The following is a 25,058-nucleotide window of genomic DNA, read 5'->3' as shown; positions in this document are numbered from 1 at the left end:
GATCAGCGAACCGATCGTATCGGCAGTACCAACAGGGCGGAAAACGCCACGAGCGTCGCGGCAACGGTGAACAGGGTCGCATAGCTGTTTCCTGAAATATTCAGGATAAGAGCCGCGAGAACCGGACCGAGAATGAGCGGAATGTTGAGAGCGATGATGAGGATACCGAGATCCTTGCCGGCGGATTTGCCACCTTTCGGCAACACCTGCGTCATCAGCGCCATGTCCACGGCCGTGTAGGCACCATAGCCGATTCCGACGATGCCCGCATAGAGATACATGCCCGTCATGGTTGGCATCAGCAAAGGCATCGCATAGGCCGCCGCGATGAGAATGGTCGCCTGTATCACGAAGGGCTTACGCCGGCCCCAGCGATCCGAGAGGAAGCCGGAGAAAACGCCGGATAACAGTAGCCCTACCAACTGAATCGCAAAGATGCGGCCGATGGCGGCATTGGCCTCTGAACGGCTGAGCCCGATATAATCCTGGAGGATATAGAGCATATATGTCGTGATGAGCGTGAACCCCATGTACAGCGCGAAGCGCGAGATGAAAGCCCAGGCAAAATCGGGATGCTCCCGTGGACTGATCCAGAACCCACGGATGAAATGGCCAAGCCGCAAAGGCTCCCGCTCCATATGAAGCGACGACGGCTCTCTGTTCACCAGGATGAAGGCGATGCAGCAACTCAGTACAGCGGCGCCATATAGGACGTATCCCAGTTGCAAGTTGACAACCAGATACCCGGCGACGATCACGCCGACCGACGTACCGATATTCTGTCCGGCGCCCAGCAGGCCTGACGCTTTACCGCGATCATCCGGTGCAAAGCGATCGGCGATCAATGTAGTCATGGGAACCTGCATCATATTGTAGCAGAACGCCGCCATCACCCAGAGGATAGTGATCGCCATCAGCGTCGTTGCGAATGACAATCCGAACGTCAGCAGCGCGGCCGCCAGAGAGCCGATTGCGATGAACGGTGCACGGCGGCCCCAGCGAGTACGGAGCCGATCCGACAGCGCCCCCGACAGCGGTGTGGCGATCGTCGTGGCGATCGACATGAGCGCCAATATGCCGGCCAGATTGTTGATCTTGTTGGCCGGGTCGATATCGGCCACCTGGTTCGGCAGAAATACCTTTATGATGCCCGCATACAGCACGTACAGGATGAACAACGTGAAACTGATGGACCCCATCAGCACCCATTTGCGCGGACCGTTCAAAATGAGAGGGTCGGTTGACCCAGCGGTGGCGCCGCGTTGCTGCCTGTGCCCGTCGGCTGGTTCGACACGCCCTGCACCGTTTGCCGTCATGACTGTCGCCTTACGAAAATGCATAATCCCCATGCATGTCCAACGTAGAGGCATCCGAGACCAGGGAGATGGCAAAGGACAGGAGGCGCTTTCAATTTTTTCATGAATTGATATATCAAATATTGCTGATGCCATGTCAATTCGCATGCAGCGAATAAGGTTTGGAGAGGCTTACATGTATCCCGCCATTGTCGATGCGCATCTCCATTTCCTTGACCCCGCACATATCGATTATCCGTGGCTGGCGCGGTTTCCCGTTGCGATAGACATGGCCGAATATGCACGGTCGGCGCGCGATCTGGCGATTGCGGGCGCCATTCATGTGGAAGGAGACGCCGTTGCGGGGCAGGCGGTTGCCGAAATGGAGGCGGTCGTTTCAGGCGCACGGTCCCATCCCTCGTTCCCCAAACTGCTGGGCATTATCGCGGGCTACCGATCCTCGGCGGACGAGGCCGTCTGGGATCATCCCCTGATAGTGGGCTGCCGTCGCGTTTTCGTGCCGCTGGACGATGCAGCGATAGTCGAAATGGCCGGAAACCCCGTCATGCGCGGCGCGTTCCGCGCGGGCGGCTGCTTCGACCTGTGCATCAGGCATCATCAGATAGGGGCCGCGATACAATTGGTCGACAGCCTGCCCGATACCGTCCGCTTCGTGCTCGATCATTGCGGCAATCCGGACATCGCCGCCAGTGTCGATGCATCCTGGCGGACAGGAATGACGGACCTCGCGCGGCGGCCGAACGTGGCGGTGAAGATTTCCGGGCTGACCAGCATTGCCGGGCCTGATTGGACCGAAAGCGGGGTTGCGCCGTTTATTACAACCACGATCGACATATTCGGATGGGACCGGGTGATCTGGGGCAGCGACTGGCCCGTGTGCAATCTGCACGGCAGCATGAAACGATGGATGTCGGCCACCCGCTTCGCCATTTCCGGCTGTAGCGAGACGGAGGCGGCGCGCCTGTTCAATGGCAATGCGCGCCGCTGGTATGAATTGACTGCCGGTTGACTATATCGGGCGGGACAGGAACACGAAAACTCAGCGTGCGGCCGAGCCGTCAGTGGACATCGTCGCGCCGGCTTTGGCGATTATCCGTTGCGCCTCGGCTGGCCAAATCTTGTCGGCGACCAGAACATTGTCTCTGACGATATTGCGCAGTTCCGGAATCCAATCACCTCTGACCCTGATCGCATTGTGCCAGTTCCCGATGGCGACATTATCGGTGGTGCGTGGGGACGTCCATTCCCCTGATCCCCTGGGATCCCAAATCGCACCCGGCGTCGTTTCAGTCACTGGCGATCCGTTATTGCCATGCAGCCAATATCCTTGCGTATCGACAACATTGCGCTCGAAACGGATATGGCGGCTGCCCTGATCGACGTACAGCGCGTTGCCGCCAACACCCTGAAGGTAGTTTTCGCGGATGACCGTACCCGGTATGGACGACAATGTATAAATGCCGCCTCCATCCAGAAAATCACGGGTCACATCCGTCAGCCGATTATTGGCGATGATAACGTTCCGCATGATTGTCGGCTCTGTATAGCGCGGCTGATATTCGTAGCGCCCGCGCTCTTCCGCCAACCCATGCGTGCCGCCCACGTCATTATGGCCCCAGCCCCAGCCGACGGCAATCGGGCTGTACGGGGTGTCGCTGATGTCGTTATGCTGGATCGTCACGCCATCGAAGTAGGATATGAATATGCCAGCGTTGTCGCGATAATCGCGGCCAATATCAGTAATGACGTTGTTGCGGATGACCAGATTGCTGTTGCGCAATGCGTCGTTTGAGGGGTGGTGCGCGTCGGCCCGCAACCCGCCGCCAATGATGGCACCGCCTGCCAGCATTGCGAAATGGTTGCCTTCGACCGCGATGTTCTTTGCTCCCAGGTCAAATCCGCTCAGATTGGCGTCACCGTCATTGCCTATGCCGAGCGCGACCTGGCCCAGTTGCGAAAAAATATTGTTCTTCAGAGAGATGTTTTCGGCACGCGATATCTGGACGGCCGCCGGTATGCTATTCCAAAGCTCACGCTTGGCTTCGAACGAACGGCAGCCGGAGAAGCAGCTGCCGTAAGGTGCCAGCGCACCGACGGGAGCGCCGCTGATGAAAACACCGGTCTGGATATTCGCATAGCCATCGGCGGAGGATGGCCCCATCCAGCTCGTATGCGAAAACCTTATACCAGTGAACGAAAGATTGCGGATCGGGCCGCTGGCATCGCCGCTGATGGACAGCAGCGTCCCCAGCCGTGGCATCACGATTTGAGACTTGGACGGGTCCGTCTTGTACCCCGCCTTGATGTAGATGCGGCCCTGCTTTGGTTCGATGCACCACTGGTCGGACGAACCCAGCCAACTGCGCACCTTGAGAAACGCACATGGCCCTACCAGATTGATCCGGTCGTCGCCGGGGGCATGCCCCTTATTCACCGTGTCGTTATTTGTGTAGCTGTTGTACCATCCCGGCTGTTGCAGCAGCACCCTGCCCCCACGGATTTCCCGCGCCGGTATGTTGCGGCTGGACCAAAGGGCCATCACGTGCAATTCCAGTCGATCGGCGGACACCCCGGTCAATATTTCGGCAATTTTGCCCTTGAGCGTGAACCCGTCCTGGTCGAAGGCGATTTCATCCCGATGGATGCTCACTGTTGCCCTTTGCAACATCACGCCGTCCATGAAGAGCTGTCGGGTATCGACGTCCTTGGGGATGTCGGCCGACCAGATGTTTTCTGCCTTGTCGGTTAACCGCCAGCCCGTGACGACTTGGCCGCCTGAGATTACCGGACGTGCGTCAGCCGCTGCACGCCACGTCACATGCGCCCGCCCCTGCCCGCCATCCTTCGGATCAAAGCGGAGCGGCTTGGGCAAAGGATATGTGCCGTCATGCAGAAGTACCGTAACATCCGCGCCCTGATTGCGGGCACGCACTTCGCGCTGCGCACGTTCGAGCGTGCGGAAGGGACGTTGCGCTGTACCGGTAGCGCGATCATCTCCGGATGGAGAAACATGTATTTCGCTGCCCGCGCCCTGCGCAGGAGAGGCCAGCAATACAGCCCCACATAAAGCTACCGACCACCGGTGCATCATCCATTCCTCCCTGCGCAATTATCACGATGCCTTGCCAAAGGCATGAGCATAGCCACAGCATAGCCTGTCCCAATAGAATGTCAAAATATCGTTTTGATATTTCAGATGCTATTGACAAGCGCGGGAGGACCGGGCCTGCGAGTGGATCGACATTCGTGCTGAAAACATTGCCGCTACCGTGCTGATGGAAAAACGGGGCCTGATCCGTAAGGATCAAGCCCCGGTAGTACGTGCTGACGCCGAGGGAGGCAGCATCAGCTAAACAGGCTGGTGTGCAGACGCCTGTATTCAGAAGGAGGATGCAATCCCGAAGTAAAAGCGACGATCGTTCACGCGATAGGCCCGAAAACGATCTTCATAGGTGTGGAAGAACTTCTCGGCACTTTTCGTGATATTGACTGCGGAGAAGGTCAGCCGGGTCTTTTCAGTCAGGTTGATCTGGCTGGAAAGATCGAACTGGCCATAGGCAGCCTGATAACGATTGCCACCAACAGTGTCAGGCTGACGCAGTTCCAGAAACTTGTCGCGCCAGTTGTAGGTCAGCCTGACATTGCCCCATTTCTGTTCGATGAAGGCCGTCAGGTTGACGCTATGCCGGGACAGACCCTGAAGCGGATCGCTTTTGCCTGTAACCGGATCATTGAGTGGCGTCTTGCTGTCGACGAACGTGTAGGTCGCGCCGACACCTAGGCCTTCAAATGCCTCAGGTAGACCGGAGAATACATGCTGGAAATTGGCATCGAAGCCCTTGATCGTGCCGTTTTCGCCATTTTCCGGCACAGTAATCAGGAATATGCCCGACAAAGGCCCCAGATCGATAAATTCTTCGTACGAGGTATTGGAGGTGAACGATCCGACATCCTTGTAGAAGCCGGAAATCGAAATCAGGCTCGCATTGTCGAAATACCATTCGAGCGAAACATCATATTGTGTCGCCGTGAAGGGGCGCAGGTTGGGATTACCTCTGGTTGCCGTAAGGTTGACGAGATTGGGCCGTGTACCGGGAGCCACGTCGCTCAGAGAGGGACGCGCAACCACCTTTGCCGCGGCAAAGCGCAAAAGCAGGTTGCTTTGCAGATTGGCGGTCAGGTTGATGGACGGCAACCAGTTGGTAAAGTTCGATTTCAACCTCTGCGGGAATACCTGTGTGCCCACAATAGCGTTGCCGGTCGACACCCGCTTGGTATCGACATAGCGCACACCTACATTGCCGCGCATGTCGATACCGAACAGAGTACCGTCGAGATCAGCCTGGACATAAATGGCCTTCGTGTCTTCATCGACGCCACGGACGCCCGAAGCATCCTGCGGCGCAACAGGCAGGTTCACGCTGTCCGCGTAGACGTCGGGATCGACCGATCCGCCCAGAAACTCGCGCGGCAAGTTGCCAGAACGACCGTTGAAGTAATTTGAAATCGTGGTGATGTTGAGACCGGTGAACTCTTCATAGCCGATCTGGCCGTCGCCGTTTCGATCCAGCGAAGGCGTTGCCGTACGCAGCGTTCCGACCGCCGTATTGAGGGCATAACGATCGGTCTTGAGCGACAGCGCCTCGAACCGGCCACCGACTCTCAAGGTCTTGATCCAGTTCCACCCGGTATCATAGCCAATGTCGAGACGATAATCGTCGCCTGTGTTTTCATTGATATCACTATTGTCGACTGTCGTGTCGAGGCGATAGTTGTTCGGGTTAAGCGTATTAAAATTGGTGGTCAGCGCACCCGTCGGCAAATTGGAGCCACTTGTCGTATCATAGTAAAGAGATGCCGTGTTTCCGGTCTTGGGAACCAGCAGCGGAACGAACAGCCGGGTATAGCGGGAGCTGTCGGAGCGCGAAGCCCGCCCCTCGACTGTGAACCGCCCCGGCGTCCATTTGCCGTAGAGCGCAAAGATCGCCTGTTCGGACTCGATCGGTTCGTCATACGCCGTTACGCGGACAATGGCATTATTGAACGTGCCGGAAACGACCGTATTGTTCGCATCGATCTTTGCATTGGAAACACTGTTGCCGAGCAGGATCTGATATCGACTTGCAGCCTGATCGAGATTGGCTTTCGAGTACAGGGCATCGAAGTTGAGTTCAAAATCGGGCGACGGACGCCACTGGATCGATCCGTCAATTCCCATTCGAGTGACTTGGCCGGCGACAACGTTGTTCACATAGCGCGTCGGTGTTGCCGGATTGTTCGTGGCCAAACCATTGCCGTCCAAATCAAACGCCGTGGTGTAGCCGCCATTATCGACTTCTTCAGTCAGGCGATCATATTGATAGCGGCTTGCCCCGATCAAAATGCCGATAGTGTCGTTCGCAAACTTTGTTGAAACGACACCGGATGCCCGATAGCCCATTTTCTCGGCCTGATCATAATAGATGCCCTCGGCCCGGCCCGCCACGAAAAGGGAATCGAGATCGAGCGGCTTGCGCGAGATCAGGTTGACCACACCGCCCAGAGCACCCTCGATATCCTTCGCCGACGGCGATTTGGTCACGGTCAGGCTGGCCAGGATTTCCGGGTTGAAATCTTGCAGCGCGACACCGCCGCCGGTGCTGGAACCGACGATATTGGTGCCGTTGAACTCGATACGGTTCTGGCCGATGCCCCGAATGGTGACGCCGCTGCCTTCACCCACGAACTGCTGCTGGCCCAGACCACCGCGATCCACCTGCACGCCGCTGATGCGCTGCAGCGTTTCGGCGATGTTCTGATCGGGCAACTTGCCGATATCTTCAGCCGTGATGGCATCGACAATCGCGTTCGACTGACGCTTGACTGCTATGGATGCCTGCACGGACTGACGAATGCCGGTGACGACAATGTCCTGGTCAGTCGAGGCATTGTCCTCAACAGCGGCATTGACCTGCGGGCTTGCGGCCTGTGCAAACGCAGGCCCTGCATTCGCGGCGATCGCAAAAACGCTGCATGCGCCAAGCAGTCGGAGGATTTTTCCAGTGGCGTCGTTCCGGTGGCGTGTCAAAACGGTGTCTCCCCTTACAATTTTGTGTGCGTCACTTTATCGTGACTTGCGCCCAGCCTTGCCGCTTTGGCGAAGATGAACATATCTAGCGGGTTTCACTGATATATCAGAATGTTTTTCCGGTCAATCAGCCTGTGCAGAAAAATTGAAAAAATGTTGCTTTCAACATGCCGTGCGCGCACGCCTTAGGGGCATTTCGTAATAGGATCCTCGGAATCCGCGGAAATTCGCCCTAAACGAAAACAGATATGAGGATCTGCGCAACTACCTGCGGCGTTAGAATTGACATATCAATGAGTGAAACTTAAGGCTCAGGCGCTATTCCGGGCATGTCGCTATCGAGTGCGCCACCCCCCTGCTGCGAAGGATCATCCAGTGAAATTATTGCGCTATGGCCCGCGAGGCCAAGAACGACCCGCGGCAGTCGCAGAAGACGGCACATTGCGCGACCTTTCCTCGGTCATAGCCGATATCGACCCATCGACGATTGCAGAACTGGGCAGAGTGCGCGCAGTCGATCTAGCGTCGCTGCCGATCGTCGACCCCGCCGAACGCATTGGCGCCTGTATCGGGCGGTCCGGCAAATTCATTTGCGTGGGCCTCAACTATGCGGACCATGCCGCTGAGACCGGCGCGGAGATTCCGGAGGAACCGATTCTGTTCATGAAGGCGACCAGCGCAATAGGTGGCCCCAATGATCCCATCATCATTCCGCCCGGATCGGAAAAGACCGATTGGGAAGTCGAATTGGGCGTTGTTATCGGCCGTGCGGCTATCCATGTGGCGATCGAAGATGCCATGAACCATGTTGCAGGCTATTGCGTCATCAACGACGTATCCGAGCGCGCCTATCAGCTGGAGCGCGGCGGCACTTGGGACAAGGGTAAGGGATATGACAGCTTCGGACCTGTCGGGCCGTGGCTGGTCACCGCCGACGAAATTCCCGATCCGCAACAGTTGGATATGTGGCTGGACGTCGACGGCCACCGCTATCAGAACGGCAACAGCCGCACGATGATCTTTGGCGTCGCCCATCTCGTGAGTTATATCAGCCAGTTCATGTCGTTGCAGCCGGGGGACATCATCAGCACCGGTACGCCGCCCGGGGTTGGGCTTGGTCAGAAGCCACCTGTTTTCCTGCGTCCTGGCCAGGAGATACGCCTCGGCATTGAGGGGCTTGGCGAACAGCGCCAAAGGACCGTGGCGGCGGCGTATTGACGGGTCCGGTCCTGAGGGCTGACTGACGCTATTGCGCTATCACTTCGTCAAATCCGATAGCGGGGATGGCCGTATCGTCGGTCAGATTGATGATCGGATGATCAGCCCAGCCATATCGTATCCGAGGGCTGTGCACCCCTTTGAGTATGACATCCCCAGCGTCCACCGCGCCAACGACAAATCTGCAGTGCGTACCGCCAACGTCGCACGTCTCGAAGCCGGTCAGCATGTCAGCGGACAGTGCGCGCAAGGGACCGTCGGACGAAAACCGCATCCTGACGCCCTCTTGCGTGTGCCAGATGCGCGTCAGGCTCGGCCCGATGGACATGGGCATATGGATCGGCCCTGCCCCTTTCCGCGTCGCAAGCAAGTTAACCGCAGCGGCCAGACGAACGCCCAGATCCGCCTTGTTTGCCGGATGAATGTCGTTTGCTTCGCCCAGCCCCATGGCGGGGACGATCAGCACGTTGCGCATTGATCCGGCGATTCGGCGCTGGGCTTCGCGCACGGTCGCCCAGTGGCTTGGTCCGGGCACGGCGCTTGGCAAGCGATATTCGGGGAGCTGGACGATCAGAAACGGCAGTTCCGTATCGTCAAACTGCTTTCGCCATGCCGCGATCAGGCTGGCCAGCCGGTCCTGATAACGTGGCGCGCGATCGGGCAGGGTTTCGGCTTCACCCTGATACCACACGACACCGGCCATGCTCATTTTGCCCAAAGGCGCGATCATGGCATTATAGGGGCCGGATATGCCGCCACGGGCATCCCATGGGGGTAGCGGACTGCGCGCCAACGTAGCGGGCGCAGCCAACACTTCCCATGATCGTCCAAGTGGGAGCGAACGTCCGTCGGCCAATGTCAGCGTCGGCAAGACCGCATTTGATGCGAAACCGCCGCCCTCGGTTAGGCTGCGAACAGCGATGACGACGCTGTTGCGACCCGCAGTCACCGCTTGATCGGGCACTCTGTACGACCGGATGCGCGTTTCATCCGATGTCGATGCTATGAATTGGCCATTGATCCAGGCCAGATCGACGAATCTGACAGGCCCAAATGTCAGTTTTCGCACCTGTTTTGCGTCAGCTGGCGGAAGATCAAAAGTGGACCGGAAGAAAACCAGTCGGTTGGCTCCATCGACACCGGGATGCCATTGCGACCAGTCCATGGCTATGTCCGCCCGCTGCCATCGCATCTCGGGCGGTGACCCGGGTGCCCATGGATCGGACGGCCCCGTTCCATTCTGAGCAATCCGCCACCAGTTCTGCCATCGCTCTGCCCACATTTTTTGCGCCGATGCGGGATCGCGGCTATAGTGTTCGAGCAGCGGCAGCTCGTCCAGCCGGTCTTGCGTCGCGCGCAAGGCATCCTGCGGTCGCCAAGCATCGACGGTGGTGCCGCCCCATGCTGCCGACACCAGACCGACCGGAACATCCCGCGCCTGCCGCAGCTTGCGACCAAAGAAATAACATGCGGCGGCGAAATCGCTGGAGGTTTCTGGCGCGGCCTCCTGCCAGCGCACCGGCTGGGCAAGACGTGTTTCCGGCATGGCGGCAACCCGCCGCTCAATTTTCAGCAATCTCAGCCCGGAATCACGAGAGGCCGTGATCGCCGAAGCGCCGCCAAGCGTCTCGGAAACCGGCATTGCCATGTTCGATTGACCTGAGCACAGCCATAGATCTCCGATCAGTACATCCTCAACGGTTTGATGGATGCCGCCGCTTTCAACCTCCAGTCGGTACGGTCCGCCGGCTGACAGCGGTGCCAATGCTGTGGTCCAGTTGCCATGACTGTCCGCTCTGGTTGAAGCCGCGCTGCGCGACAATGTAACCCTGACCTTGGCGCCCGGCGCGGCGCGGCCCCAGAGTCTTATGGGCGTATCGCGTTGCAGTACCATATGATTGGCAAACAGGCTGGAAAGAAGCTCGGGCGTCCCGCCCGGAGCCGCACTGGCGGAATGCGCCGAGAATACGACAATTGCGGCGGCAAACCGGGCAAGGAGAACGGCGCGCGGCGACATGATCAGGGTCTCAGATGCCGTTCAAGATCAAAGATGCAGTGCGCCTCGTTCCAAGGCGGAGCGTTCCGATCGTCTCCAGACAGCAACGCTGCCATTCGCCGATTCCACTGCTGGACGACGGCATTGCCGCGATTGATTGCGGCCGCCGACGCCATGCTGAAGCCGTCGCTCGCATCGATCACCATCACCAGCCGGTCCTGCGCATGATAGATATGGCATCCTTCGATGCCAGCCGCTTTCATCCCCTCTAATACAGCCGAAGGCACACCACCTGGTTGATGCGCTGCAAGGTAGGCACGCAGCGCGTCCGCAGACGCAGGACAAGGGATCACCAGGCACAGTTGGATGCTCACGCGTTGGCCCAGCCACCGTCGATGATATTCACCGTGCCGGTCGTGAAGGACGCTGCATCGCTCGCCAGATACACTGCAAGTTCGGCGATCTCTTCAGGTTGCCCGATCCGACCCATCGGCTGACGCGCCATGAATTGCCGCCGCGCCGCTTCGGCATCCCCTGTCGCTTCAAGTCTCTGATCGAGTGACGGCGACTGCACCGTGCCAGGGCAGATCGCGTTGCAGCGGATGCCCTGCTGCACGAAATCCAACGCTACCGATTTCGTCAGGCCGATCAGCGCCGCCTTTGTCGTGCCATAGGCAAAACGATCAGCAACGGCGATGATCGATCCCGCCACGGACGCGACATTGACGATCGAGCCGCGCCCCTTCGCAATCATGCCGGGCAGAAAGGCGCGAATCATGGCATAGGCGGATTTGACATTGATAGCATAGGCGCGATCGAACACCTCCTCGGTCGTAGTCAGAATAGTACCGGCATCGACTATCCCCACGCAGTTGAACAGGATGTCCACGGAACCAAACCGCTCAACCAGCCGCTCTATCGCCTCCTTGTCCAAGACGTCGAGCACTTGCGTCTCGCACCCTTCCAATGTGCTCAAAGCATCCTCGTTGAGGTCAACGGCCACAACGCGCGCGCCTTCCGCGATGAACCGCTCTGCCGTCGCCCGGCCGATGCCCTGCCCTGCGGCCGTGACGATGGCGGTTTTCCCTGTCAGTCTACCCATGGTTTCTCCTAAGCCATAAAATCTCCGCTTCGCCCCGCTCCGGGCGAAGCGGGCATTCAGATTGTGCCGACCATGCGCCCCAGCGACTGCTGGAAATGATCGGCCAGCGCGGCTTCCGCCCGGTCGCCGTCCCGCTCCGCGCAAGCCGACAATATGGCCAGATGTTCAGCGATCGTGCGGAGCGCGAACGGCCTGGTCATGACGACGTCGAGCCTAATCAGGATGACGTGGTTCTTCAGGCGCTGGGCCGCCTTTTCAACCAATGGATTGCGCAGGCTTGCGGTCATCCCGTCGTGTAGCGTCCGTTCAAGCCGCAACATGTCGGACAGGGCAGTATCATCGAACCCCGCCTGTTCGATCGTCGACTGAACGCGTCGATGGTCATCGATCAGCGCCGCTATGCTGTCGCCGTCCGCCGTTTCAGCGAAGCGGCGCGCGGCGGTGCGTTCGATGATGGCCCGGAATTGATAGATATTGTGGACCATCTCATAGTCTGGCTTGACGAACTGAATGCCGGCGCGGGGCATGATCTCGACAACCCCTTCGGCTTCAAGCACCTTGAGCGCATCGCGCAGCGGCTGTACCGGTACGTTGAGCAGCCGCACCAAGTCGCGCTGCGAAACGAACGCGCCGAGCGGGAGGCGACGGTCGAAAAGCGCCCCCAGCACTTGCCGATAGGCAAAGCGTGCCAGATTGTCCGCCGGTCTTTCGCCGTTCAACACAGCTGGAGCGCGCCCTGCCATCCTCTTCTCCTCCCCGTTCAGTTCAACCGACCCAGCCGACTTGAGAACTGGCTCTTCAGGCGCGGATGTAGAAGCCGCCATTCACATCCAGCACCGCGCCAGTGATGTACCGGGCCGCATCGCTCGCCAGAAAATGGACGGCAGCGGCGATATCCTCCGGCTCCCCCAGCCGCCCAAGCGGAACATTTTCCGCGAGCGCCGCGACCCCGTCCTCGCCGTGATTATCGGCCAGCATATCCGTTCGAATGACGCCGGGCGCGACGACATTGACGGTCATGCCCGTGCGTGCAGCCGGTCGGGCGATGGATTTCGCCAGGCCGTGCAGGCCGCTCTTCGATGCACCATAATGCGCCCATCCGTGGATCGTGCCCTGATGGGCGACGACGGACCCTATCATCACGATGCGTCCGCCAGAGCCCGGGCGGACCGACTGCGCCAGCATCGCCTTTGTACATAGAAATGCACCGCCCAGATTAACGGCCAGCACATGGTTCCAGTCATCCAGACTGGTTTCGTCTACCGTCTGGCCGCGGACGATGCCGGCATTGATGACGAGGATATCTACACCGCCCATAGCCTGCGTCGCCACAGCGAACATCGCCGCAACATCCTGGGCCGCCGACACATCGCCGGGCGCTGCGATGCCAGCCCCAGCTTTTGACACTATTTCATCCACCGCGTTCTGCGCGGCCGCGGCATCGATATCGTTCACCGCGACATTGGCGCCGGCAGATGCAAGGCGAAGAGCGATGGCGCGTCCCAAACCCTGCCCGGCCCCGGTGACCAGCGCGGTGCGCCCCGCAAGATCGAATCCCAGGTTCACGAGAAGATTGTCTTTTCCGCTCCGACAGGGCGGATATCGGTCAACCGACCATCGAAATGGCGCAGAGACTGGCGCTTGAACGGATGGCGCAGGCAGGCCTCTTCGTCGATGTCGACGCCAAGCCCTGGCGTGTCGTCGATCGTCATGAAGCCATCGGCGAAGCGGATTGTCTCGCGGCAGATTTCGTTGCGCCAAGGCACGTCGAACATCATGGTTTCCAGAATGACGACATTATCCAGTGCAGCGCACAGATGCAGGTTCATGGCATTGGCCACCGGTCCCATCGGATTATGCGGTGCGACCGGAATGAAACGGGCTTCGGCCATGGTCGTGATCGCCTTGGTCGCCTCAAGCCCGCCGACATGGCAGGAATCGGGTTGCAGATAGTCCACCGCGTCCGCCGCGATCAGATCGAGGAAACGGGCCGGTTCGTAATATCGCTCGCCCGTGGCGATCGGCACCGGGCTGTGCGCACGTACGTCCGCCACCGCGCTGACCGATTCTGGTGGCAGGGGTTCCTCGAACCACATCGGCTGGAATTGCGCCATCATCCCGGCGGCGCGGATCGCCGTCGCCACATTGAACCGCCCATGCCCTTCGATGAGCAGATCGACATCGTCGCCAACAGCTTTTCGCACAGCGGCGATGCAGCGTTCGGCCGCCCGCAATTCGGCACGGTCGAGTTCCATATAGGCCGACCCGAACGGGTCCCATTTCAACGCGCCAAACCCAGCATCGACGACCGGGCCAGCCTTTTCGGCAAAATCCCCGGCGCTTTTCGCGCCAGTGAACCAGGCGTTGGCATAGCAACGGACCCGGTCGCGGACCTTGCCGCCCAGCAACTCGTATACCGGGACGCCCAGAGCTTTTCCCTTGATGTCCATCAGCGCGGCTTCGACGGCACTGAGCGCGCTGCGCAGGACGACGCCGGTTCGGAAATAGCTTTGCCGGTGAATGAATCCAGTCAGACCCAGCACGGCGAAAGGGTCCTTGCCCAGAAGATCCGGCGTCATCTGCTCAATCGCAGCAGCCACCGCGAGTTCGTTGAATTCGACGGTCCCCTCCCCGACCCCATGTATGCCGGCATCCGTCTCGATTTTCGCGAACACGAAATTGGCACGAAACCCGTCAACGACGAAAACCTTTACTGCCGTGATTTTCATGCTATCCCCTAAATTGACATATCAAAATGTGATTTAGACATTTCTATAGCGCGGTGACGGAGATGCTGAAAGCAAAAAAGCAGACATGGCGGGAACTCGGCGACGCCGTAGCTCTGACCGGGGAATCCCCCTTCTGGGATCCGGTCCGACGCGCCGTTCTGTCGGTCGATATTCGCGGGGAACGCATCCTGGAAACGAATTGGGATGATGGCAATGCGCGGATCTTCCCGGTGGAGGGTTTGCCAGCGTTCATCGCGCCGCTGACCGATGGCACGTTGGCCGTTGCAACCCGCCATGGCATTATAGGCCTGTCGCGTACCACAGGCCGCTGCATTGAAATGCTTGTTCCGGCCTGGTTCGCCGATCACCTCCGCCTCAATGATGGGACGATTGATCCGGCGGGGCGATTGCTGATCGGTACGATGGCAATGAATGGCGCGCTCGAAGGGCAATTGTTCGCGATTGAACGCGGCCAGCCCCCAGTGGCGCTGATCGACGGCATCGGTATCGTCAACGGTCTCGCCATTTCGCCAGACGGGCTATGGCTTTACATCTCGGATTCGCATCCCGACCACAACTGCGTCTGGCGCTACCGCTATGATTGCGCTGGCCCAACTGTCTGCGATCGTACCCTGTTCGCGGACTTCAAACGACTGGGCATAGCCGGGGCCCCCGATGGGGCGGCGATGGACGTGGACGGCGGCTACTGGATCGCGGCGCTAGGCGGCTCTGCCCTGATCGGCTTCGACCGCGACGGCCGGATTGCGCATCATATCGCTCTGCCCGTTTCCCAGCCCAGCAAACTGGCCTTTGCGGGACCCGATATGACCGAAGTGGCGGTGACCAGCTTTTCGCGCGGCGACCAGAGTGCGCCTGCCGGAACACTGATCGCCGTATCGATGCCCTCGGTCGGCGCACCGCTACAGACGCTTGCTTGGTAATCTCTGGCACAAGGAACAGGCCGATGGCCGCAATTGATCGTTGCAACAACATTGCCGATGTCCGCCGTCTCGCTGCGAGAAGAGCGCATCCGATGGTATTCGGATATATAGACGGCGGCGCGGACGATGAGGTGACGCTCGGCCGCAACAGCAGCGATTTCGACGCTATAACGCTTACCCACCGTGTGCTGGAGGACGTATCGTCGATCGACACGCGCACGACCGTATTCGGTGAGGAGATGGCGTTGCCTTTCTTCTTCTCCCCGTCCGCCGGCAACCGGCTGTTTCATACCGAAGGGGAAGCCGCGGTCGCTCAGGTGGCACGGGAACTGGGCATTGCCTATTGCCTGTCCACGCTTTCGACTGTGTCCATCGAAGATGTGGCAAAAATCGGTCCGTCGCCTCGCTGGTTTCAGCTCTATGTGTGGAAGGACCGGGGTCTTGTGCGCGAGATGATCGCGCGGGCGCGCGCATCCGGCTATTCCGCCCTCATCCTGACCGCCGATTTCCCGATCACGGGCAATCGCGAACGCGATATCCGCACCGGCTTTACCATTCCGCCCAGAACCGGGCCGCGTCAGGCATTGGGCGCGATCATGCATCCGGCCTGGACATGGGATTATCTGACCAGCGCAGCCATCAGCTATGCCAATCTGGACGCGACGGTCAGCGCCACGTCGCTCAGCGAATTCGTGGCCAAACAGCTCAGCCCGGATTTCACCTGGCGCGATGCCGAATGGCTGTTGGGCGAATGGAATGGAACGGCCATCCTGAAAGGCGTGGTGCATCCCGATGACGCACGGCGGGCGATCGATTTGGGCTTCCGCGGCATCATGGTATCCAACCATGGTGGGCGACAGCTCGACGGTGTGCATTCGCCCATTTCCGCCCTACCAGCCATTCTGGATGCAACAAGCGGGGACGCCGATGTCGTTGTAGATGGCGGTATCCGGCGAGGCACGCATATGATGAAGGCAATTGCCTTGGGTGCCAAAGCCGTCAGCTTCGCCCGTCCCTATCTCTTCGGCCTCGCCGCAGGCGGCACGGCCGGGGTTCGCCGGGCAGGCACAATATTGGCCAGCGAATTGAGGCGCGACATGGCGCTGGCCGGCGTGAATACAATCGACGCGATCGACGGACGGCTGTTTCTAAAAGGACGCGACCAACGTCTCCCCTTGTAACGATTAGAAGCATGAGATATCAAATCTGATAATAGAGATTTCAACATATTGCAGGCCCTGTTCGACCTTTGATATGGCGCACGGGCACTTAGCGGCACAGGGGAGACTAAGATGCGGGTTTCACGCAGGGGCGTACTGGCAGGTGTCGCAGGCGGTATGGCCACGACCGGCGCAGTCGCGACAAATTCTGCGCCTGGCATTCTATCTTCACTGACGGGAGAAGAGATCGACCGGGTGTCGTCCGGCAATCGATGGGTTCGCCTCGCCCGTATGGCCGATGGTGGATATGCGCTGCAATTCGGTTCGGGCAATGAACCGGTCTGCGTCCTTGAAAAGGCCGTTGGCGTGCGCTGGTATCGCAAGGATGGACAGTTGCCGGATGGCGAACGCCGCCAGGCCTGGACCAGCGCCCGCAGCATTGGCAGCAGCGGCGACCTTTTCGAATTGGAGGCGGTGATCGCAGATGCCCGACAGGGCAGCTGGCTGGCCAGAACGACGGTTCGTTCCGAAGCGGAAGGCTTTCGGCTGGTCACGCGCTTCACACGCCAAGGCGATCCCCGTGCCGCATCGGTGCGGATGCATGTCGACTTCGCGATCGATCCGGCCGGCGCTTTCACCATGTTGCCCGGTTCGGTTTACAACGGCAACAAGGCGGACCGCATTTTCCCGCGTCCTTATATGCCGATGCCGACCTATGGCGAGTTCAAGGCGAGGCCAGCGTCCTTTCAGAAGGATCGGGTGACGGCCGACATCCCCCGGATGGACGCATCGACCGACTGGACGGTGCATCTGTGGGGCCATCAGGCCGCTTCGGCCGAAATCTCCATCTTCGATCCCGTCCGCAAGGCCGGCGCGCATCTGGCCTATCCGCGTACCCAGGGCGATGCTGTTATCGGCGTGATCCTGACCGGTGATCCAGCAGAGGGGCGCTATTCCGCGACGATCGAAAATCCCTGTGTCCGTGAAAGACGGTATCGCCTCTGCAAGTGGACCGCTTCGGAAGACAAGCCACGGCTGTTCGCCCATGGAGACCAGGCGACGGTCGAACTCATGGTGAGCGTCGTCCGCACACCCGATGTGCCATCTTTCGTGACGAGCTGGACGGCCATGCGGGACCTGCGGCGCGCCGGTCGCGCGCCCGGCCAGACAGGTCCGATTCCGCCTATGCCACTTGTCGTTCCACGCAGCCATGCCAGCGCGATCACCCTGGCCTATAACAGCGAGGCGCTGTGGGACGAGCGGGGCTTTTATCGCACCGTGGACAGGCAGTCGACCGATCCGCGCGAACTTATCCTGGGGTGGGCCTCGGGTACGATGGAATTGATGGCGATGTACCGGCTCGGCTCCGCCAAGACGCGCGAACGGGTTCGCCGGACGATGGCGCTGATCCTTGACGAGGGGCAGGCGCCCGGTGGCCTGTTCTACGGCGCCAGAATGTCTGGCCGATGGACCGGCGCGGACGAGAATTTCGACTATATATGGGCGGTCAACGCGCTCACTCCACGCCGCACCACCGATACCGTGTTTGGCGGGTTGGACTTGGCCGATACGCTGCGCGCCGGCGGAAGCCGTGACGAAAAGGCTCTGGCGGATCGCTTGGATGCGGCCCTTCGCAAGGCGTGCGATGCGCTGGTCCGGGTGTGGCGCAAGGAAGGGGAAATCCCGTTCCTGCTCGAACCGAAAAGCGAAAAGGCGCTCTGGCGCGGTGGGTTCGGCGGGGCACGGGCGATCGGCTGCCTGGCGCGGGCCGCGGACCGCTGGCGCAACCCGGTCTATCTGGCGGTCGCCCGCGAAATTGCCGATCGCTATATCGCGGCCGGTCTGTCCAGAGGAGAAACCTGGGGCGGACCGAGCGATGTTTTGCAAGGGACCACCGATCAGGAAAGTCTGACCGCCTTTACCGAAGGCCTCGTGCTTCTGCACCGCGTGACGAAGGCACCGGCCTATCGTCAAGCGGCGCTCCACGCTGCCGACCTGCTGGCGACCTGGGCTTTGAACGAACATGTCGTTTTCCCGCCCGATACCCTGATGGGGAAAAAGAATCTCCATCTGGTCGGTGCACTGAATGCCTCTACGCAGAATTGCTGGGGGACGCCGGGCCTTTGCACGAACAGCGGCAATTTCCTTCTCGAACTGTACGAAGCGACCGGGGAACCGCGGTTGATGGATCTGCTGTCCGACATCAGCCGTGTCGCGATGCAGATGGTGGTTCTGCGCGACAAGGAATGGGGCGAACTCAAGCCCGGCCAGATGACGGAATGCGCCTCGTTCAACGACGTGCCTACCGAATTTGGCGAACCCTATATCGGAACCGGCGCACATTGGCCCGTCAATGCCATGCTGCTGTGCCAGGTTGAGTTACCGAGCGTCTACATCGACGCCGAACGCTGTTGGACGCTCGATCACCTGGATGCGCGCCTCACGTCCAATGGTCGCGCATTGATCGGCAATCCGACACCGTTTCCCGCACAGGCCAAAGTCGCCTGGCGTGGCGGTGGCACCGTCACCGTGGCTCTGCGTCCGGGTGAGAGCAAGGACGTTGCCAGGCCATAGCGATAAGTGCCGGGCAGCGGCAGCCGAACGTTTTGCATTGAGCGATTGGCCCATCTGATTCGCATCCGAGCGAACAGGCCAGGCTTCAGAAAGGTAAGAGTGTGACTATGTTGCAGATCGACGACCGTATCGGCAGAATACGCAATGCTGCGTGTTATTGGCTGACGACCGCCACCCTTTCGTCTCTCGCCTGCGCTTTGCCGGCCATCGCGCAGCCTGGCGCAGATCTGCGTGCGTCGGCTTCGATTACGGCGTCGTCTGAACGGTCGCCTGCCGAGATGGCCGGCAAGGTGCTCGACGGAGCGGGCACCGCAACCGGATGGCACAGCGCGCCAGGCGACAATCGGCCGACCCTTCAGATTGACATGAAAACAGCGCAGACTGTCGGAAGAATCGACCTGTTCCTGGGTAGCGCCGTTGCGGACAATCCCCTGTCACGCGCCAATTTTGAGGTCATCCTGTCCAACCGGTCGGACTTTGAGGATGGCGTGGTCGTCTGTATGCAGGGAGGAACGGCTCTGGCCCTTGGCGCCCTGCTCCAATGCGACTGGCCGGTCGAGGGACGCTATCGCTATGTGACCGTCCGCAAGCTGGTCGAAATGCAGCCACTTGCCATCAACGACCTGCGCATTCAGTCAACAGCATCGATCAAGGGGCCGTTTGTCGTCGGCACGCGCAAGCCGGTTTATGTTTCCTCTCAGGACGAAGACAAGACCGAAGCGGAGTTCGCCAATGACGGAAATCCCGACACGGCCTGGATGCCGTCGGCATCGGACGCCCGGCCGACACTGACCATTGACCTGATGGAGGCATATCCACTGGATGCCGTTCGCGTCAGTGTCGGCAGCGGTGCCAAAGGCCTGCAGGTGATGGTCGCCGACGATCTGGCCTTCACCCGGCCGGTCAAGGCAGCACCGGCAGCGGGAAAAGACGGCTGGCTGTCATTCGCTCCGCCGCAGGGTGCGGCATATCGCTATGTTCGCGTCGTCGCAGACGGCATGGTAGCAATAAAAGAGGTGGAGATAGCTTCATCGCGTCCCGATGCCCGCCCGTTGCGGACCGCCTGGATGCCCAAGGCACGATATGGCGTTTTTCTGCATTATCTGAAGGATCGCGCCGACCTGAAAGGCGACTGGAACAAGACAGTCGCCGCATTCGACGTCAAGCGTTTCGCAACACAAATGCGCGAAGCCGGCGTTGGCTACGTCGTGATTACCATGGGTCAGAACTCAGGCTATTACATTGCGCCGAACGCGACCTACGACCGGATCACTGGCTATGCCCCCGGTGAACGCAATGCGCTGCGCGACTTGCCGATGGACCTGTCGGCGGCGCTGGAGAAGGAAGGCATCCGGCTGATGCTTTATTCCAGCGGCGGCGCGCCTTTACGCGATCCCAAGGCAACGGCCGCGCTGGACTGGAAGGACAACCAGTCCGCCTCGCAAACCTTCCAGGCGCATTGGGAAGCCATACTGGCCGAATGGTCCGCGCGCTATGGCGACAAGGTGTCGGGGTGGTGGATCGACGGCATGTATTGTCGCGCATGCTATTCCGACATGTCCCGGCCCCATAATTACAATACGCTGGCCCGCGCGCTGCAAACCGGCAATCCCGATGCCGTCGTCGCCTTCAATACCGCGGGCATCGTTACCTGGGGGCCGGAAACGCCGACTCATGCGGAGGATTACACGTCAGGCGAGATCACGGTTATGAATCGGTCCAAACCGGCAATCCGCCTGCGTCCCATGCCGATGCCTCCGTTCGTCAAGCAATCGCGCTGGCATGTGCTGTCCTATCTAGGCAGCTATTGGGGGGATGACGACGTCAAATATCGGGACGACTATCTGGCCGACTATGTCGCGCGCGCCAATGCCGGAGGCGGCGCGGTGACATTCGACATCGCGATCTATCGGGACGGAAGCATCGCGCCGGGTCAGTTCGAACAGCTCAAGGCCCTAAAAGCAAAGCTGGACCGATGAGGCATCTGTATCCAGATCGGCGGCGACCATCCGTGATCCGCTCCGCCATGATCGCGGCGGCCGGTCTCGTGCCGCTGCTCGTATCGCCAGAAGCATCCGCCGACCAACTGGGCTATCGCGACACCCCTTTACTCCCTGGCCAGTCATGGCGCGTCCATGACAGGGACCGGCCACGGCCTTTGGCAGTGACGCCGGGGGCCACACCCGCCGACGCCCCGGCCGACGCGATCATTCTGTTCAGTGGACGGGACCTGTCCCAATGGCACAGCCTTGCCGCATGGACGGCAAAGCGCGGCGTCATGCACTTGCCGGCAGAGAAAGAAGGGCGGGCTTCGGGCAATCTGATATCGCGGCAGGCATTCGGCGATGTTCAGCTTCACCTCGAATATCGGACATCCCCGAAAATCGTCGGCAAGGGGGCAGCCAATGCGCAGCTCAGGGCCAATAGCGGCATCCTGTTCATGGGACGCTACGAGTTGCAGATACTCGATTCCTATGAAAGCACGACCTATGCCGATGGACAGGCAGCGGCGATATATGGCCAGCATCCGCCGTTGGTGAATGCATCGCGGCGGCCGGGGCAATGGCAAACGCTCGACATCCTGTTCGAAAGACCCAGATTTTCACCCGACGGGTCTCTTGCCAGACCGGCCTATATCACTGCCTTCCATAATGGCCTGCTCGTTCACCTGCGTCGTCCGCTGCTGGGCGCGACGCGGCACAAGGCCGTTGCGGCCTATACCGTCCATGCCGACGCCTTGCCGATCGAGTTGCAGGATCATGTCGATCATGAGGTCGGCGTCGATTTCCGCAACATCTGGGTACGACGACTGGAAAGCATCGAGCCTTGAGGACCGACATGACGCACCATTCCGAAGGGTTCGACTTGGATCGCCGCTCCGCACTGGCAGGCATGATCGCGTTGTTCGGCATCGGCCTTCATCCGGCTTTGGCAAGGGCTGCGGCGGCGGGTGCGGATCCGGGATTTTCGGCATCCCGAAGCCTGTTCACCCCAACCCAGCGCAACACGGTCGCTCTGCTGAGCGAACGGATCGTGCCGACGACGGATACGCCCGGCGCCATCGCTGCGGGCGTACCCGCCTATATCGAAATGATGGTGGCGGACTGGTATGACGGCGAGGACGCCACCACCTTTCTTTCCGACGTGGATGCCTTCGATGCTTTGGCCAATACGCGATATGGCGCATCGCTGGAACGCTTGCCGGCACAGCGTCTCGACGCGCTCCTGACCGCAGCCATGGAAGGCACGGCACCAGGGCTGTCGTCGCGCGCCTTCGATCATCTCAAGCAGCTTGTGCTGACCGGCTATTACACCTCGGAAGTCGGCGTCACGCAGGAGCGGCTTTACGTTCCCGTGCCCGGCGAATCCGACGGGCGTTATCCCTATGCAAAAGCGGGACGAATCATCGTCACGAACCTCAATTTTCTGTGATCGGGACAGACTAATGACACTCAACCTACCCGCATCCGATCAGCGATTTGATGCCATCGTCATTGGGTCCGGCATCAGCGGAGGATGGGCAGCGAAGGAACTGACGGAAAAGGGGCTTCGCGTTCTCCTGCTCGATCGCGGACATGTCGTCGCCCATGGCGAGTATCCGACGGAGGGCAAGGCGCCGTTCGAGTTGCCGTTTCGAGGGGATACGCCGCCACAGGAATTGCTGCGCGATCATGCCGTCAATCAAGCCAATGAAGAGTCGAAGCATTTCTTCAACAATGATCGCCTGAACCCCTATGCGCGAGAGGACGGCCAGCCATTCGACTGGATCAGGCCGGCCGCTTTCGGCGGACGGTCGCTGGTCTGGGGTCGGCAATCGTTCCGGTGGAGCCGGTTCGATTTCAACGCCAATGCCGCCGATGGCCATGGCGTCCCCTGGCCCATCGGCTATGATGATCTGGCCCCCTGGTACGATCATGTCGAAATCTTTGCCGGTATAGCAGGTTCGGCTGAAAATCTTCCCGAACTGCCCGACAGCCGGTTCCTGCCGCCCCACAAGATGAATGTTGCCGAACTGTGGTTCAAACAGCAGGTCGAAACCCGGATGCAGGGTCGCCGGGTCATCCACGGCCGGGCGTCCAACATCACGGTGGACCGGCCGGATCAGAACAGGACCAAGTGCCAGAACCGCAGGCAATGCCATCGTGGCTGTTCCTTCGGCGCGTATTTCTCGACCCAGGCGGTGACGCTGCCCGCCGCCGAAGCGACCGGGCGATTGACGGTTCTGGCCGATCGCGTCGTTCAGTCGCTCGTTTACGACGAAACCGCGAAACGGGTGACGGGGGTGCGGATCGTGGACACGCAGTCCGGCACTGCCGAAACACTGACCGCCCGGATCGTCTTTCTATGCGCGTCGGCCATGGCATCGGTGCAGATACTGATGCATTCCCGCCTGTCCAATGGCGAAACCAGTTTTGCCAACGAAAGCGGCATGTTGGGCCGTGGCGTGATGGATCACCCCACCAAGGCGCGCGTCACGGGCACGCCCCCCGGCCTTGACGACTTCATCGTCTATGGCCAGCCGCCGACCGGATTCGTGGTCCCGCGCTTTCGCAATCTGGGCGAGCAGGACCCCGATGCCGATTTCGTCCGCGGCTATTTCTATCATGGCATAGCCCGGCGGATGCCGTCGCTTGCGCCGGGTTTTGGCGCGGAAATGAAGCATGCGATGCGGCGCTATGATCCATGGCGGGTCCACCTGCTTACCTTTGCAGAATGCCTGCCCTATTCCGACAACCGCGTGACATTGCACCCTGAAAAGGTCGATCGTTTCGGGGTTCCCCAACTCGTGTTCAATGTCGCCTATAGAGACAATGAACAAAAGCTGCTGCAGGATTCCATGGTGCAGGCCCGGCGCATGATGGAAGCGGCCGGATTGCAGGACATACAGACGTCCTATTCCGAACCCACCCCCGGTTCCGCCATCCATGAAATGGGCGGTGCGCCGATGGGGACCGATCCGCGAACATCGGTCCTCAACCGATGGAGCCAGGCGCATGCCGCCTCGAACCTGTTCGTGACGGATGGAGCGCAAATGAACTCGTCAAGCTGCGTCAATCCCTCGCTGACCTATATGGCCTTGACAGCCCGCGCCGCCGATCATGCCGCCCGCCAGATCCGGGAGGGCGCGTTGTGAGCAACGTAAGGCGAACGATAGCAATCGCAGCAGCCTGCCTGACGCTGACCGCACTTGTAGGCGGCTCCGGCACTCAGGCATCGGCCATTGCCAGGGATGCGCGTTGGCGTCCGTTGTTTGATGGAAAGACGCTTGAAGGCTGGCTTCCCAAGATCAAGGGGTATCCGATCGGCGACAATTTCGGAAACAGCTTTTCCGTCGGAAACGGCACAATCCGAGTGGGTTATGATGGCTATGGCGGCGTTTATGCCGATCGGCCCGGATTCCTCGTGACTAAAGAGAGTTTCGGGGCATTTCACTTGCGGCTTCAGTATCGGATGGTTCCCGGCGCTGGACTGCCGGATGCACAGGAAGCCCTGCGGTCGAACAGCGGTGTGCTGTATTTTGTACAGTCCCCGGACACGCTCAAACCGGCGCAGGGGATGCCGGTAGGCCTTGAATTGCAACTGCTTGGCGATGTCGGCGAAGGCCCCAGGCCGACTGGATCGATATGCATTCCCAAGGGCGTCTTCGCGCGGGTATTTACGACCCGCATGACGAACCACTGCATCTTTTCGACCGGTCCGACAATTCCGAACGGGCAATGGACCAAAGTCGACTTGATCGTCCGACCCGATGGATCGTCCGAACACAGGATAAATGGGCGCACGGTCATGCGAGTGGTCGATCCGCAACGCGATCCGCTGGACCCCTATGCAGCGCCGCTGGTTCAGAAAGATGGCGTACAGCTTCGTAAAGGCCATATCGCCTTGCAAAGTGAAGGCCATGGGATTGAGTTCAAGAATATCGAGATAAAGCCTTACGACTGATCTTGAAATTTT

The 25,058-nt window shown here is 59.9% G+C and carries 20 protein-coding genes; 11 read left to right on the top strand and 9 right to left on the bottom strand.

Features of this window, described 5'->3' with window-relative positions; genetic code table 11:
• Positions 1–2: 2 nt before the first annotated feature.
• Positions 3–1,463, bottom strand: coding sequence for an MFS transporter (locus tag ENE74_RS15425; RefSeq protein ID WP_206517738.1), 1,461 nt, complete (start codon positions 1,461–1,463; stop codon positions 3–5).
• Between the two features lie 28 nt (positions 1,464–1,491).
• On the opposite strand from ENE74_RS15425, the gene ENE74_RS15420 reads away from it, so the two are divergent.
• Positions 1,492–2,325: an amidohydrolase family protein gene (locus ENE74_RS15420; protein ID WP_164847513.1), complete on the top strand. Its 834-nt coding sequence runs from the start codon at positions 1,492–1,494 to the stop codon at positions 2,323–2,325.
• Between the two features lie 30 nt (positions 2,326–2,355).
• Here ENE74_RS15420 and ENE74_RS15415 read toward each other — a convergent pair whose 3' ends face one another.
• Complete coding sequence (locus ENE74_RS15415; RefSeq protein WP_164847512.1) at positions 2,356–4,188, bottom strand: right-handed parallel beta-helix repeat-containing protein; 1,833 nt, start codon at positions 4,186–4,188, stop codon at positions 2,356–2,358.
• A gap of 15 nt (positions 4,189–4,203) precedes the next feature.
• On the opposite strand from ENE74_RS15415, the gene ENE74_RS18315 reads away from it, so the two are divergent.
• The gene (locus tag ENE74_RS18315; RefSeq protein ID WP_164847511.1) at positions 4,204–4,383 is read left to right on the top strand and encodes a hypothetical protein; all 180 of its coding nucleotides are present in this window, start codon (positions 4,204–4,206) and stop codon (positions 4,381–4,383) included.
• A 312-nt stretch (positions 4,384–4,695) separates the two neighbouring features.
• Here ENE74_RS18315 and ENE74_RS15410 read toward each other — a convergent pair whose 3' ends face one another.
• Positions 4,696–7,383, bottom strand: a complete 2,688-nt coding sequence (locus tag ENE74_RS15410; RefSeq protein WP_164847510.1) for a TonB-dependent receptor — start codon at positions 7,381–7,383, stop codon at positions 4,696–4,698.
• A gap of 375 nt (positions 7,384–7,758) precedes the next feature.
• Here ENE74_RS15410 and ENE74_RS15405 point away from each other — a divergent pair, with 375 nt between their 5' ends.
• Positions 7,759–8,601, top strand: coding sequence for a fumarylacetoacetate hydrolase family protein (locus tag ENE74_RS15405; protein WP_127691799.1), 843 nt, complete (start codon positions 7,759–7,761; stop codon positions 8,599–8,601).
• Positions 8,602–8,629: 28 nt separating this feature from the next.
• On the opposite strand, the gene ENE74_RS15400 is transcribed toward ENE74_RS15405, so the two are convergent.
• The 6 genes from ENE74_RS15400 to ENE74_RS15375 all read right to left on the bottom strand — a co-directional run bounded on the left by ENE74_RS15400 (position 8,630) and on the right by ENE74_RS15375 (position 14,428).
• Positions 8,630–10,618, bottom strand: a complete 1,989-nt coding sequence (locus ENE74_RS15400) for a sialate O-acetylesterase (protein ID WP_127691798.1) — start codon at positions 10,616–10,618, stop codon at positions 8,630–8,632.
• 2 nt (positions 10,619–10,620) lie between these two features.
• A complete protein-coding gene (locus ENE74_RS18735) occupies positions 10,621–10,884 on the bottom strand; it encodes an L-rhamnose mutarotase (protein WP_420902604.1) in 264 nt (87 codons plus the stop codon).
• 83 nt (positions 10,885–10,967) lie between these two features.
• Positions 10,968–11,699 (bottom strand): SDR family oxidoreductase, encoded by a 732-nt coding sequence (locus ENE74_RS15390; protein WP_127691796.1) that lies wholly within the window; start codon positions 11,697–11,699, stop codon positions 10,968–10,970.
• A 56-nt stretch (positions 11,700–11,755) separates the two neighbouring features.
• On the bottom strand, positions 11,756–12,442 hold the full coding sequence (locus ENE74_RS15385) for a GntR family transcriptional regulator (protein WP_127691795.1): 687 nt from the start codon (positions 12,440–12,442) through the stop codon (positions 11,756–11,758).
• 55 nt (positions 12,443–12,497) lie between these two features.
• The gene (locus ENE74_RS15380) at positions 12,498–13,265 is read right to left on the bottom strand and encodes an SDR family NAD(P)-dependent oxidoreductase (RefSeq protein ID WP_164847508.1); all 768 of its coding nucleotides are present in this window, start codon (positions 13,263–13,265) and stop codon (positions 12,498–12,500) included.
• Entirely contained in the window at positions 13,262–14,428 is a 1,167-nt protein-coding gene (locus ENE74_RS15375; protein ID WP_127691793.1) for a mandelate racemase/muconate lactonizing enzyme family protein, read from the bottom strand. The genes ENE74_RS15380 and ENE74_RS15375 overlap by 4 nt, the downstream gene beginning before the upstream one ends.
• A 62-nt stretch (positions 14,429–14,490) precedes the next feature.
• On the opposite strand from ENE74_RS15375, the gene ENE74_RS15370 reads away from it, so the two are divergent.
• The 8 genes from ENE74_RS15370 to ENE74_RS15335 all read left to right on the top strand — a co-directional run bounded on the left by ENE74_RS15370 (position 14,491) and on the right by ENE74_RS15335 (position 25,046).
• Positions 14,491–15,369, top strand: coding sequence for an SMP-30/gluconolactonase/LRE family protein (locus ENE74_RS15370; RefSeq protein WP_127691792.1), 879 nt, complete (start codon positions 14,491–14,493; stop codon positions 15,367–15,369).
• A 23-nt stretch (positions 15,370–15,392) separates the two neighbouring features.
• Positions 15,393–16,550, top strand: coding sequence for an alpha-hydroxy acid oxidase (locus tag ENE74_RS15365; protein WP_127691791.1), 1,158 nt, complete (start codon positions 15,393–15,395; stop codon positions 16,548–16,550).
• Between the two features lie 111 nt (positions 16,551–16,661).
• Entirely contained in the window at positions 16,662–19,103 is a 2,442-nt protein-coding gene (locus tag ENE74_RS15360; protein ID WP_127691790.1) for a hypothetical protein, read from the top strand.
• Positions 19,104–19,210: 107 nt separating this feature from the next.
• The gene (locus ENE74_RS15355) at positions 19,211–21,082 is read left to right on the top strand and encodes a discoidin domain-containing protein (RefSeq protein ID WP_127691789.1); all 1,872 of its coding nucleotides are present in this window, start codon (positions 19,211–19,213) and stop codon (positions 21,080–21,082) included.
• Between the two features lie 32 nt (positions 21,083–21,114).
• A complete protein-coding gene (locus ENE74_RS15350; RefSeq protein WP_241242040.1) occupies positions 21,115–21,933 on the top strand; it encodes a 3-keto-disaccharide hydrolase in 819 nt (272 codons plus the stop codon).
• Between the two features lie 8 nt (positions 21,934–21,941).
• Entirely contained in the window at positions 21,942–22,535 is a 594-nt protein-coding gene (locus ENE74_RS15345; protein ID WP_127691788.1) for a gluconate 2-dehydrogenase subunit 3 family protein, read from the top strand.
• Positions 22,536–22,548: 13 nt separating this feature from the next.
• The gene (locus tag ENE74_RS15340) at positions 22,549–24,237 is read left to right on the top strand and encodes a GMC oxidoreductase (RefSeq protein ID WP_127691787.1); all 1,689 of its coding nucleotides are present in this window, start codon (positions 22,549–22,551) and stop codon (positions 24,235–24,237) included.
• Positions 24,234–25,046, top strand: a complete 813-nt coding sequence (locus tag ENE74_RS15335) for a 3-keto-disaccharide hydrolase (RefSeq protein ID WP_164847507.1) — start codon at positions 24,234–24,236, stop codon at positions 25,044–25,046. The genes ENE74_RS15340 and ENE74_RS15335 overlap by 4 nt, the downstream gene beginning before the upstream one ends.
• Positions 25,047–25,058 lie beyond the last annotated feature (12 nt).

The sequence above is a fragment of the Sphingobium algorifonticola genome, from assembly GCF_004005485.1.
GTDB classification, from domain to species: Bacteria; Pseudomonadota; Alphaproteobacteria; order Sphingomonadales; family Sphingomonadaceae; genus Sphingobium; species Sphingobium algorifonticola.
The sequence above is the reverse complement of the archived record's forward strand: the minus strand, read 5'-3'. Positions and strand labels throughout refer to the sequence as shown.

Coding starts and splice junctions, on each gene's coding strand:
- ENE74_RS15425 (WP_206517738.1), bottom strand. CDS start 1,463: ATGCGAATTGACATGGCATCAGCAATATTTGATATATCAATTCATGAA.
- ENE74_RS15420 (WP_164847513.1), top strand. CDS start 1,492: ATGTATCCCGCCATTGTCGATGCGCATCTCCATTTCCTTGACCCCGCA.
- ENE74_RS18315 (WP_164847511.1), top strand. CDS start 4,204: ATGCAGAAGTACCGTAACATCCGCGCCCTGATTGCGGGCACGCACTTC.
- ENE74_RS15400 (WP_127691798.1), bottom strand. CDS start 10,618: ATGTCGCCGCGCGCCGTTCTCCTTGCCCGGTTTGCCGCCGCAATTGTC.
- ENE74_RS15390 (WP_127691796.1), bottom strand. CDS start 11,699: ATGGGTAGACTGACAGGGAAAACCGCCATCGTCACGGCCGCAGGGCAG.
- ENE74_RS15385 (WP_127691795.1), bottom strand. CDS start 12,442: ATGGCAGGGCGCGCTCCAGCTGTGTTGAACGGCGAAAGACCGGCGGAC.
- ENE74_RS15375 (WP_127691793.1), bottom strand. CDS start 14,428: ATGAAAATCACGGCAGTAAAGGTTTTCGTCGTTGACGGGTTTCGTGCC.
- ENE74_RS15370 (WP_127691792.1), top strand. CDS start 14,491: ATGCTGAAAGCAAAAAAGCAGACATGGCGGGAACTCGGCGACGCCGTA.
- ENE74_RS15365 (WP_127691791.1), top strand. CDS start 15,393: ATGGCCGCAATTGATCGTTGCAACAACATTGCCGATGTCCGCCGTCTC.
- ENE74_RS15360 (WP_127691790.1), top strand. CDS start 16,662: ATGCGGGTTTCACGCAGGGGCGTACTGGCAGGTGTCGCAGGCGGTATG.
- ENE74_RS15355 (WP_127691789.1), top strand. CDS start 19,211: ATGTTGCAGATCGACGACCGTATCGGCAGAATACGCAATGCTGCGTGT.
- ENE74_RS15345 (WP_127691788.1), top strand. CDS start 21,942: ATGACGCACCATTCCGAAGGGTTCGACTTGGATCGCCGCTCCGCACTG.
- ENE74_RS15340 (WP_127691787.1), top strand. CDS start 22,549: ATGACACTCAACCTACCCGCATCCGATCAGCGATTTGATGCCATCGTC.